The organism is Caballeronia sp. SL2Y3 (assembly GCF_022879575.1).
Lineage (GTDB): Bacteria > Pseudomonadota > Gammaproteobacteria > Burkholderiales > Burkholderiaceae > Caballeronia.
This window is the reverse complement of the sequence record NZ_CP084262.1, coordinates 376,753-388,868: the sequence shown is the minus strand read 5'-3', so window position 1 is coordinate 388,868 and position 12,116 is coordinate 376,753. Positions and strand designations below refer to the sequence as shown.

6 protein-coding genes are annotated in these 12,116 nt (G+C 68.0%); all 6 read right to left on the bottom strand.

The features are described 5' to 3' along the window. Positions 1–5: 5 nt before the first annotated feature. Complete coding sequence (gene pelF / locus LDZ26_RS20705; protein ID WP_244850362.1) at positions 6–1,598, bottom strand: GT4 family glycosyltransferase PelF; 1,593 nt, start codon at positions 1,596–1,598, stop codon at positions 6–8. Continuing rightward, positions 1,595–2,563: a lipopolysaccharide N-acetylglucosaminyl transferase gene (locus tag LDZ26_RS20700; RefSeq protein WP_244851115.1), complete on the bottom strand. Its 969-nt coding sequence runs from the start codon at positions 2,561–2,563 to the stop codon at positions 1,595–1,597. Before LDZ26_RS20700 ends, pelF begins: the two co-directional genes overlap by 4 nt. An 82-nt stretch (positions 2,564–2,645) precedes the next feature. Then, positions 2,646–4,112 carry a PelD GGDEF domain-containing protein gene (locus LDZ26_RS20695; RefSeq protein WP_244850361.1) on the bottom strand — a complete coding sequence of 489 codons (1,467 nt, stop codon included), beginning with the start codon at positions 4,110–4,112 and terminating at the stop codon, positions 2,646–2,648. 4 nt (positions 4,113–4,116) lie between these two features. Beyond that, positions 4,117–4,662, bottom strand: coding sequence for a penicillin-binding protein activator LpoB (locus LDZ26_RS20690; RefSeq protein ID WP_244850360.1), 546 nt, complete (start codon positions 4,660–4,662; stop codon positions 4,117–4,119). Positions 4,663–4,711: 49 nt separating this feature from the next. Continuing rightward, positions 4,712–9,139 (bottom strand): tetratricopeptide repeat protein, encoded by a 4,428-nt coding sequence (locus LDZ26_RS20685; protein ID WP_244850359.1) that lies wholly within the window; start codon positions 9,137–9,139, stop codon positions 4,712–4,714. Continuing rightward, positions 9,114–12,035 carry a bifunctional glycoside hydrolase 114/ polysaccharide deacetylase family protein gene (locus LDZ26_RS20680; RefSeq protein WP_244850358.1) on the bottom strand — a complete coding sequence of 974 codons (2,922 nt, stop codon included), beginning with the start codon at positions 12,033–12,035 and terminating at the stop codon, positions 9,114–9,116. The genes LDZ26_RS20685 and LDZ26_RS20680 overlap by 26 nt, the downstream gene beginning before the upstream one ends. Positions 12,036–12,116: the final 81 nt, after the last annotated feature.

Genomic DNA, 12,116 nt, shown 5'->3' with positions numbered 1-12,116 from the left:
GACGTTTAGGTGTCCTTTGTTGTTTCGCGCGTCGTTTCGCCGCCGATCAGCCGCTCGTACAGCACGCGATACGCGCCGACCATCCGCTCCTGCGTGTAGAAGCGTTCCACTCGCGCGATGCCGGCCGCCTGCGCCGCGCGCCAGTTGTTCTCGTCGAGCAGATCGAGCGCGGCGTCGGCGAGCGCGCGCGGATCGGCGATCTGCACGACGCGGCCCGCTGCGCCGAGCGCGGCGTCTTCGCCGGGCAGGCCGTAGATCAGTTGTCGGCAGGAGCCGACGTCCGTCGTCACCGAAGGCACGCCCGCCGCGAAGCCTTCGAGCACCACGAGCGGCAGCGCCTCGGAGATGGAACTGAGCACCAGCACGCCGCATTTCGGCAGCAGTTCTTCGATCTTCTGGAAGCCGAGAAACTTCACCTTGCCTTCGAGCCCGAGACTTTCGACGAGGCTGCGGCATTCCTTCGCGTATTCGACGTCTTCGTCTTCCGGTCCGGCGATCCACGCCTCCGCGAGCGGTTCCTTGCGCACCACGGTCAGCATCGCGCGAATGAAGGTCTTGATGTCCTTGATCGGCACCACGCGCCCGATCAGGCACAGCGTCTTAGGCACGCAGGGGGCGCGCTTTTCGCGCAGCGGCGCGAGTCGCGGCAGGTTCACGCCGTTCGGAATGCTCGCCGTCCTTTGCGCGGGCGCGCCGTCGGCCACTTGCCGCTGGCGATTGCCTTCGTAGAGCGCGATGATGTCGTCGGCCGCGTCATAGCACACGCGCCCGAGCGTTTCAAAGAAGCGCACCCACAGATCGCGGAAGTAGCCCACTTGCGACACGTCGCGCTCGAAGATGCTGCGGTTGTCGCGTATCCACTGGCTCTGAAACAGGTCGATCTTGCGTTCCTTCGTATAGATGCCGTGCTCCGACACGAGCAGCGGGCGGCCCGTGCGATAGTGCGCGAGCGCGCCGAGAAAGCCCGCATAGCCGGTGGATACCGTGTGATAGACGCCCGCATCCGGCAGACCTTCGGCGATGCGCGCGAGCAGCCAGAGCGGCTTGTGCATCACGCGCACGGTCCAGAAATAATCGACGAACGAAGGGTCGGTGCATCGCTCGCGATACTGCTCCGTCACGTAGTTCCACGCCTCGCGCGAGTAGAGGAATTCGCTCTCGGAAAGACGGCCGTCCGGCGCGAGGTCTTTCAGCATGTCGCGCAGCATGGAGCCGGCCGCGGCGCGCATCGCGGGATTGCGCATGGCTTCGTGCAGATCCGCCGATTGCGCGAAGGCCGCGCGATCGCCGCAGCGCTTCGCCGCTTCGGGGTTCGCGGTGAAGTCGTAGAGAAAGTGGTTCTCCTGATGCACGACGTTCTCCGGCAGCGCATACGAAGCCTTCGGATAATCCTGCGGACGGCTGCCGAGAAAGCACAGCGCGAAGCTCAGGTCCGGAAACGCGCGGATCATCTGATTGACCCAGCTCGACACGCCGCCGCTCACATACGGGAACGTGCCTTCGAGCAGCAGCACGACGTCGGCGCGCGGCGCTTTCGGGAGCGTCGTCGTCAGCGCGGGCCACGATTCATGCGGAATATCGGCGATGTTTGCGTTCATGAGACGCCTTTGCGCAGCGTGGCGAGCGAGCCGCGCCAGTAATCGAGTACGGGCTTCATGACGGGCAGGACCGCGGACGGGCTCATCTGTCCGAGAAGCGTCTTGACGCGGGCGAAGTCGCCGCGCAGATACGCGGCTTCGGCCAGATAAGGCAGCATGCGGTCGCGCGCGAAGCCGTGCTGGATCGCGCGTTCGAGCAGCATGTCGGCGGCGTCGAGGTCGCCGCGATCCAGCGCGAGCCGCCCGCGCATGCGCCACAGCGCCGCGTCCGCCGGTTCGATATCGAGCGCGGCGGCCGCGTAGGCATCGGCCTGTTCCGCCGCGTTGCGATACACGTCGCCCTGCACGAGATGCGCGTAGATTAGTTCTCCGTATAGTTCGGCGAGCGTCTTGTTCACTTCATAACGCTCGCGCGGCGTGAGCGGTTCAGACAGGCGAGGGCGTTGCGCGAGGATGCGCTGCGTGAGGCGCTTCTCCTGGCTGTCGAGCATGCCGTAGGCGAGCAGGCGAATATCGTCGAGCGGATCGGCGAGCATGCCGCGCAACAGCGGACTGATGGTGTGCGCGGGCATCGACTGCATGGCGAGCAGCGCCGTCATGCGCAGGGAAGTCGCCGCTTCCGCGTTCTGCAACTCGGCCTTGAGGCGCGCGCCGCGTCCGTACGACACATGCGGAATCAGATGCGTCGCGAACTCCGGCTCTTCGATATAGGCGATGCCTTTCGCCGTCACGCGGCGCGGCAACGCGAGCGCGAGCACCATCGCGCCGACGGACACCAGCGCCCCGCCGACCGGCACCGCGAACACGAGGAGCCACAGATAGCACCACGCGCCCTTCGAGCGATAGCGCGCGGGCAGCGTCCGCCAGCACGCGAACGCGAGGAGCGTGGCCGCCACGGCCTGCGCGGCGAGGCAGGCGAGCAGCACGCGCGTCGGCGGCCCGGCGCGCGAGGCGAGCACGAACATGCCGATCTGCACCGCGACGCCGAGCAGCGCGGCCAGCCACGCGAGCCACGCCAGCCACGCCGTTGGGCGATGGATCGGCCGCTCACGCGTCGGCATGACAAAGCCTCAGGAAGTGATGCAGCGCGTCGATCGGCGAATCGGCGGAAAGACGCATGGAATGCGTCGCGACGCCGGCCGATTCGAAGTCCGTGCCAAATTGCGCGCGCAGATTTTCTTCGATGCGCAGCAGATAGCCCGCGACCGCGCTTTCGCCGGAGAGCGGCATCAGCGTGAGCACGACGCGCTGTGTCGGCGTGACGATGGGCCATTGCGCATCCAGCGAGCGCCGCAGCCGCAGCACGTGTTCGTGCAGCGAGACGCCGAGCTCGCTCGCATCGAAGACGAGCGCGACGAGCGACGACTCCACGCCCGTATCGCGCAACAGGCGCACGAGGCGCGCGTAATCCAGCGCGAAGTCGTACGGGCAGCGCGGGAACGCCTGCAGCACCGAACGGCTGATCTCGGCGTGGCGCACGCTGTCCGCGTAGTAGCCGCCGAGCACGAGCAGAAACTGAAGGTTGTCGCGGGTCATCGCGAGAAACGGCATGCGCTCGACGACGAGCAGCGCGACGTGCCGGCCGCCTGCATCGACGAGCGGCGCGACGGCGCGGTATCGCGTGTTCGCTTCCGCGCCTGCGGCACCCGCAGCACCCGATGCCGCGCTCGATTCCGGATGCGTGAGCGCGAGCGTTTCGCGCGCCTCGGCGACGAGCGGATCGGCGAGATCGAGCGTGAAAGGCTCGCCGACGCTCGCCACGGGCGTCGTCTGCACCGTGTTGCCGCTCCAGACGAAGAGGCTCGCCGTTTCGAGCTGACACGCCTGCGCGGCCGTCTTCAGAAAGCGCGCCGCGCCGATGAGCGGGCCGTCGTCCTCGTCGTTGAGCGCGAGCGTGCGCAGGCGCGCGAGCGAATCGCGCAGCGTGGCGGGACGCGCGAGCACGTCCTGTTCGAGCCGTTCATGCGACAGGCGCAGCAGGAACTGGTTCTTCGTGAGAATGGAAAGACGCTCGGCGAGATAGTCGTTGGCGATGCGCGCCTGCCGCTGACGGCCGATCCAGATATCGCCGAACTGGCCGCATAGAAGCGTCAGCACGAATCCGCCGAAGAAGAAGCTGCCGGGAAAGACCGCGTGCGGGTGCGGCGGGCCGGCCGCGTCCGACACATACCACGCGAGCAGCAGCACGAGCGCGCTTGCCATGCCGGCGAGCGTGCCGTAGCGCAGCGCGAAGACGACCGGCAGCAGCCACACCCACCCGAAGCCCGTGCGCAACAGCAGCGGATCGGCGGGATCGATGAACCAGCAGACGCCCGCCATGACGACGGTCGCGACGGCGACTTCCATCGCGATGAACGCCGCCCGCCTGCCCGAGATGCCCGAAGGCGCGATGACGCGCGCCCACGGCATGTCGCGCGAGACCGACTGCCCGCTTTGCGCCGCGCGTTGCCGTCGCGGGCGCGCCGCGCCGCCCGGCTTGGCCGATGCCTGCGGTTTGCCGTCCACGGTACCCATGGCGTTATTTCGTCAGCGCGCCGAGCAGCTCTTTTTCGAGCTTCTGCGCGACGCCCGAGAGCGCGTCGCGGCTCCATCCGGTGCGGCTGCCAGCGGCGCTCCAGACGACCTTGCCGCTTGCGACATCGACGACATCGAAGGTCAGGCCCACGGCGGGCTCGCCATCCACGCCGACCTTGTAGCGCCATTCCGTTACCGTGCCGGTCAACGCATAGCGCACATTCTGCGAGCGCGCCCACGCGAGCGCCTTCGTGTCGATGCCGGGCTTGGCGGTATCGAAGAGCGTTTCCTCGTCGCCGCTATCCGGATAGCGCGTGAGCGCCACGCCGCCCGATGTCAGCAGACTCTGCGCGATGGCCGACGCGCGCAGTCCCGCCTGCGGCGTTTCCGTGCGATTGGTGATCGGCAGCACGGTCCAGCTTGCGTGCTTGTCGAGCGCGGCGCTTGCGTTGTCGCTGCGATCCACCACCGCGCAGGCGTTCAACGCGAGCGCGACCCACACGCTGCTCAAGAGGCCCGCCCATCGTTCGAATTGTCGTGTCGTTTTCATGTGTGCTCCGCTTGCCTCGTTTTTCGATGCCCGTGACGCGACCGCGCGGCTAATACAGCCAGCGATAGCGCACGCCGTACTCCGTGAAAGCCTGCGTGCGGCCGGACGTGACCCCGGCGTGCTCGTAATACATGGTCGCCTGATCGTTGCCGAAGACGCTGCCCGCCAGTCCCACGCGCACTTGCGCCGTCCAGCCCTGATTCGAATCGTGGATCGGCCCGGCGGCGAAGAACGGCCGCCACGCGCGCGTGTAGCCTTCTTCCAGATCGTCGCCGAACGAAAACAGCAGGCCTTCCTGCGTGAAGGTCTGCGGCATGAACTGCTGCGCGCCGAGCGGCGCGCCCGTCGGCAACAGCCGCGCGAGTTGTCCGCCCGGATTGCCGGACGCACTGTACTGCCCGTGCGTGAGCACGGCGCGAACGGTGTAGTCCGGGTAGTCGACGCGCAGCTTGTAGCCCGCGTTGAAATCCGCGACGGCGCCCGTGCCGAGGAACGACTTGTCCTGTCCGTAGAAGCGCGCATATTCCACGCGCCCGCCCGCGAACACATGCGCGTCCGGCCGATAATTCACGCCCACGCTCGCCAGATGCTTCACGCCGCCGACAATAAGCTGGCTCGTTTCCGTCGCCATCTGATTGAAGCCCAGCGCGTAGTTGAAGCTCAGGTTCTGCTGCTCGAAAAGCGTGCCGTCGAGCCGGAAGGTGGTGAAGTCGTCGAGCGCGTTGCGCCGGCCGATTCTCACGCGCTCGGTGTCGTCGAGGCCGAGATGCCGCCACGCGAGCGACAACTGGCGGTCGTGGCGCGGCACGTTCGGCAATGACGTGTCGCCGTGCTGATTGCGCTCGGCGTAATCGAGCGCGAGCGATTGCGTCGGCGACAACCGCAAGCCCGCGCCGATGCCCGCCTCCGTGTACGACAGCCCGCCTTGCTCGACTACGCGAAAACGCGGCGCAATGGCCTGCGCGTTGCGCAGCAACTGCTCGCGCAGAATCTGATTGACGATTTCGTCGTCGGGCAGCGCGAACTGCTGCTCGTATGCATGCGTCTGCACGTCGCCGAAACGCCCGGTCGTCGCTTCGGCGTCGAGGCGATTCTGTCGCGGAATCCAGTCGGCTTCGGTATCGAGCAGGCGATTGAGCGTCGCGCGGTCGTGCTCGGCCAGCGCGATGGTCACTTCCGCATACACGGGACGCGTCGCGCTGTCGATGTACTGGCGCAGCAGCCACAGACTTTCGGCGTCGTAGGCGTCGTGCGCTTGCAGCCAGCCGAGCGCGGCCTCGCGCGCCACCGCCGAGTAGACGCGCCGCCGCTTCTCCTCGCGATGCGCGACGCCTTGCATCGCGTCGTCGGTGAAACCGAAGGGCGGTGGCGCGGGTTGGTCGCCTGCACTGTCGCCACCATCGGCCCGCAGCAGTTCGATCAGCACTTGCCGCGATGCGTCGCCGCCCGCGAACTGGTCCGTGAGGCCGACCATGCGCGCGCGCAGGTCTTCCCGCTGCTCGTCGTCGAGCGTGACCGGCTGTTTGCCCGCCGCGCGCTGCGCCATCTGCTTTTTCCACACGGCATTGCGCACGCGCCAGGCGTCGTCGATGCGGGCGTTCAATTCCAGCGCGTCCGCATAGCCGAGCGCCCACAGCGGGTCGTCGCGGCGCGAGGCGGCTTCCTTGTGCATCATGGAGAGCGCACCGCGTGCGTCGCCCAGACGCAGATACGACGCCGCATACGGCGCCCAGAGCGTGCTGTCGCGCTCGGCATCGCGCGCGTGGCGGGCGAGGGCGGCGCGCAGTTCCGCATTGCTGCCGCGTTCGTTGAGCGCCCAGATGAGCGCGGCGCGGGCCTCGTCGTCGCCCGGAGCAAGCGCGGCGGCGGCGCGCGTGTCGGCAAGCGCGCCGTCGGGATCGCCCGCGCGGCGCAGGTATTGCGCGCGAGCGAGCAAGAAGCGCGGCGAGCGCTCGGCCGAGGCGAGCGACGCCGGATCGAGCGAGCCGAGCAACGCGCGGATGCGGCCCGTCGCGCGCGAGCGCAGATAGTCGTAGACGGCGAGTTCGAGCAGGCGCTCGTTGCCCGTCTTGCGATACGCGAACTCCGCGATGCGGCCCGCTTCGAGCGGCTGATCGTCGTACGCCGAAACCATCGCGGAGAGATCGTCGGGCGTCGCGACGCCCGCTTGCACGAGCTTGCCGTAACCTTCGCGCGCCTTGCCGTCCTGCTGATCGACGGTTGCGAGCATCGCGTAGAAGCGCCAGAAGTCGGCATCCGATGCAGGAGCGCGGCTCTTTGCCGAATCGAGCACGGCGAGCGAGCGGTCGAACTGCGTGCGCGTGTAGTACATCAGGCTCAGTTTGAGCGCGTATGCCGAATCGGGCCCGAACTCGCGCATCAGGCGCTCGTAGGTCGCGATGGCGAGGTCGTCGTCGCCCTTGCGTTCGGCGAGCCGGGCGTAGCGTTCCAGCACCGGCCGGCGATAGGCGCCGTTCGCGCGGGCTTGCAGGAAGCGCAGCGCGGCGTCGGGATCGGCCTGCGCTTCGTACGCGCTCACCACGCGGTCGAGCTGCTTCATGTCGCCCGGCGCGCGGTCCGCTTCGTGGATGGCGGCGGCGAGCATCGCGTCGTTGTCGCCGAGCGCGGGCGCTAGGCGCTCGACCTGCTTCCAGTCGCGCTCGTCGTTGCGCGCGCGGGCCAGCGCGAGGTAGTTGGCGAGCGCGACATCCGGCGCGTGATTCCACTCGGCGACTTGAGCTAGCCGCTCGCGCCATTCGGTCGATGCCGGGTCGCGCTTCACTGCGTCCTGCGCGACGCGCTGGGCGCTCGCGAGATCGCCGTTGGCAAGGAACACTTTGAAGCCGAGTTCGTAGTCGGATGCTTCGATGGGCGCGGACGGTTCCTGATTCGCTACGCGGAGGATCGAGAAGGCGTCGCGGGGGCGGCCGGCCATGCAGGCGCGTGTGCACAGGACGGTGTCGGGCTTCGTTGCGTTCGTCGTGTTTTTTGCTGCGCTTGTCGCAGGCGACGCGCTCACGACGTAGCTTGCGCGCACCGCGCTCGGAGTATTCCTCGCGCTCGCCGCGTTACCGGCGCTCACCGCGCTTTTCGCGCTCGCCGCCTTCACCACGCTCGTAGCGTTCGCCGTGCTCGCGGCGTTGCCCGCCGTTCCCGCGTTCACCACGCTCGCCATGCTCACCGCGCCCGCCGGAATTTCCGTGCGCAGAGCGTTAGACGCGACCACTGCATCCTCTACGCTCTTCGCGTTCACCACGCTCCGAGCGCTCCTTGCGCTCGCTGCACTCCCCGCGATCGCCGCGTTCTCGACAGTCCCCGCGTTCGCCGCGCTTATCACGCTCGCCGGGATTGCCGCGGGCGCAGCGCTCCCCTCAATCACTGAATTTTCTTTGCTGTTCGCGTTCACCACTCTCGTAGCGCTAACTGCGCTCGCGGCACTGGCCGCGCTCCCGGCAGTCCCCGCGTTCGCCACGCTCGCCATGCTCACCCCGTTCGCCGGGGCTACAACGGGCAGAGCGCTCCCCGCGATTACCGCATCCCTCACGCCCTTGCCCGACGCGAACGCCTCGCTCCCCCGACGCCACCCCGCAAGCCTCGCCCCGCCGTCGCGCCGCTCGCGCGACGACATGTCGAGCAGGCGTCGCGCGTAGCGGTCCGCGATATCCGGCCGGCCCGCCGAGAGCGCGAGCCGCGTCAGATAGCGCAGCGTCTCGCGGTCGCGCGCGAGGAAACCAAGATGCGCGTCGGCGGCGGCCAACGCATCGGCGGGACGGTTGGCCGACTGCAACGCCTGCAACGCTGACAGGAAAAGGCGCCGCTCGTCGTCGCGCGTCGCGGCGTGAGCCTGCGCCGCGAAGAACGCATCGGCGGCACCGGCGTAGTCGCCTGCGGCGAGCTTCAGTCGCGCGCCCTCTGCGAGCCAGCGCGGCGCTTGCGCCGGCTCCATCTGCGCGAGCCGCTCGTAGTAGCGCCCGGCGAGCGCACTGTCGTTCAGCGCGCGCGCCTTCTTCGCGTAAGTTTCGATCTGCGCGGCATCCCACGGCTTGTCGAGCGCCTCGGCGAGCAGCGCGTCGAGTTCCGCAAGCCGCGCCGCGCGGGCCGGATCGCCCGGCCTGAGCGCATAAGCCTGCGTCTCGGCGAGGTCGATGCGCGTGCGCAGCGCGCTCGACTGCGCCTGCGGATCGGACGAAACGGAGAGGCGGCGCAGCATCTTCTGCGCATCCGCGATGCGCTGCGCTTTCAAATACTCCTGCGTCAGCTCGGTCAGCACTTCGGCGTTGTCCGGCTCGATGCGCAGCCACGCTTCGAGATACGCGACGGTCAGCGTATCGACCTGGCGGCCCTCGAGCAGCCGCTCTTCGAGCCGCTCGCGAGGAAACGCGAGCACGAGCATGAGCCCGACGAGCAGCCCGAAAGCCGCGACGACGAACGGCGAGAAAAGCCGCTGGCGGTCAGGTTGCGCAGACGACATCGACATGAACGGAATTCGTTGCGTGAGCCGAGCCGGACGGCGAATACACGCGCCGTCCCTGTGCCATGCCGGGCGCGAGCGGGCGGCCATCCGCCTTAACGATGCAAGCGTTCGCGCGCGCCTCGCCGCCGATGGCGAAGCGCGGCGCAACATGCGACGCGAGATCGAACGAGAAGCCTCGCGGCGTGCGCGCGAAGTGATCGATCACGCCGTTGGCTTCCGCGAGATACGGCAGCTTGGCGGCGTGCGCGGCGTCGATCACGCGAAAGCGGGCATCGGCGCCCGTCAGATGCACATACACGCCGCCCGGCCCCGGCAGATAGCCCGCCACGCCTTCGGCGTTCGCGAGATCGGGCGCGCGTCCTTCGGGCAGCCGCACGGTGCGCAGCGCGCCGCTGCCGTGGATGCGCCAGAATTCGCCGTCGCGCGAAATGTCCATGCGCTCGAAGTCCAGCACCTTCTGCGCGTATTCGGAGACGTAGACAGGCATCAGCGGTTGCGCCGACAGGGTGCGATACACGTCCGACAACGCCTTCACCGACGCGTACTTGGTGCCCGAAAACATGTGGTAATAGACATCGACCGGCTTGAAGCGGACAGGGCGCTCGGTCATGTCGAAGGTCTCCAGCACGCGTTCGTAACCGTAGTACGGACCCTGCCAGAGCGCGGTGTACGCCTCCTCGTTCTGATTCGGCGCGAACACCTGAAAGAAGCCGTTCTTGTCCACGCCGAGCGGCGCGATGGCGGCCCAGCTCGGATAGCGTTTCGTGATGAGCGTGTCGCCGCCGTTCATGTTGTAGACGCCCGCGTGGTCCGCCGCCTCGATGACCGGCGCGGGCACCTGACAGTCGCCGCTCCACAGCAGCACTTTCACGCGCTTGCCGGCGGGCGCGAGCCGGTCGATATAGCGGATCGACCCGGCTATCTCGCGGTCGGTGTCGTACCGGTAGCCGGGAATGTCGATGGACAGGCCGTTGTAGTTCGCGCGGCTGCCGCCCTCGGCCGTGTCGGTGTCGCCGCCGGATTTGCCCAGGCCGGTCACGCGCATCCACTGCAACGGATGCGTGTACGTGTGGCTCGCCATCTCCACGTTCGGCAGCGCGAAGAGTTCACGCGCGATCGCCCGCAGGCGCGGCGCATCCTTCGGGTACGGACCGTCGTCGGAGATCTCGCCTTCGATGACGGAGACGGTCGTCGGCAGACCGAACTGACGGATGACGTTGTAGAGCGCATCGCCGGAATACTGCGGCGGGGCGGATGTCGAGACCTTCATCGGCCCGCCGTTCACGTCGAATTCGGCGCGCGAGGCGAGGCCGTCGCCGTCGATATGCGTCATCAGTAGACGCCGGCCATTCTCCGTCGTGGGATCGGGCGCGGGCATGTCGTCGGGCAGGCGCAGCGCCGCGCGAAAGAAGCGTATGGGTTGCAGCACCCAGCGCGCTTCGTTCGACATCGGCATGTCGAAGACGGCGAACGGGCGCATCGCGTAGCCGCCCCACGGCGTGATCGCGGCGGCGTCGATCGCGAAGTCGTTGCCCGCATCCGCCGATGCGAGCCTGAGCAGCGAATGGCTGCGCGGGCCGGCGCGCACGTTGGTCGTATCGTGCGGATCGGGCTGCGGCTTCATCTCGAAGCCCATCATCGACGCGTCCATCGACTCGACGCGCAAACGATTGCCCGGCCGGCCCGCAACGGGCACGAGATCGAGCTTCTGCGCGAGGTCGCCGTGTATGTCGATGCCGAATGTCGTCAGCATCGCGATGGGCACGTGATGATCGACCTGCGTTTCGAGCCAGTCGTGAAACGCCGCGCGATTCGGCGCGGGCGAGTCGAGCCACATGACGATGCCCGCGTACCGGCCCGACAAGTCGCCCTCGGGCAGGGGCTTGGCGATATCCGCGAACTCGATGCGGTAGCCGAGCCAGTTGAGCGGCATCGAAACGTAACGCACGCCGGCGGTCACGTTGAGGCTCGCGCCGGGCTGCACGTTCTGCACGACGAGGATCGTGCGCGGCACGTCGCGCTGCGAGGCGATATCAGATGCGGACAGCGGCGCGGCGCTTTCGCTCGTCGCCGATGCCGCGCGTGCCGGGCCGGTTCCCACGGTCTGCAAAGCGCCGTCGGTGACATACGGAATGATGCCCTGCGCGCTGATGTGGCGGATGGCGTCGTTGGTGCAGGCGCGGTCCGCGGGCGGGCAGTAGTCGATGGACAGCACCGGCAGGCCGTATCGCTCGCGCAATGTCCGGGCTTGCGCCAGCAGCCAGTCGCGGTCCGCTTCGGGCACCGCGACGTAACGCTTCTTCGCCTGATTCCACCCGCGATACAGCGACTCGAACGCGACCGCATAGGCCAGATCGTGCACGTCGGGCATCAGCTCGAAGCCACGGTTGAAGATGAGCCGCGCCTCGGGATACCGCGCCTTCAGCGCGCGAATGACGGCGACAAGTCCGGCTTGCTGGCGGGAACGCTCGTCGTCGGTTGCGGAGATCGTTTGATACGAGTCGAGCGTGTCGAGAAAGAAGCCGCGATAGCCCTTGTCCCACAGCGGCGCGATGACGTGCTGAACGAAGAACTGCGGCCACCCGGGCGCGGTCTGGTCGATGACGCGCGACGCCCACGCCGCATTGCTGCCCTTGAGCCACGCTGGCGGCATGTCCTTGAAGTAGGCGCGCGAAGGCGTCACTTCGCCGACGCTCACGTAGGCGAGCCACTTCGACGAGCCGGAAGCCGGCGCGTGCGCGGCGGGATCGAAGCCGCTGTCCGGTTCGACGACGACGTGGTCGAACGAAGCGAGCTGCCCGACCGGCACCGGCGCGCCATAGAACAACGCGATCGAGGGCATCGCGTCATCGGCGCGCGCGCAGACGAACGTCAACGAAGCAGCTACGAGTGCCGCCATCTTGCGCCAAAGGCTGCGTCGCACGTCAACGCCAGGCACGCGCATTATGCAGGGCAGGGGCCGGCCCGGTCGGCGGCTCCT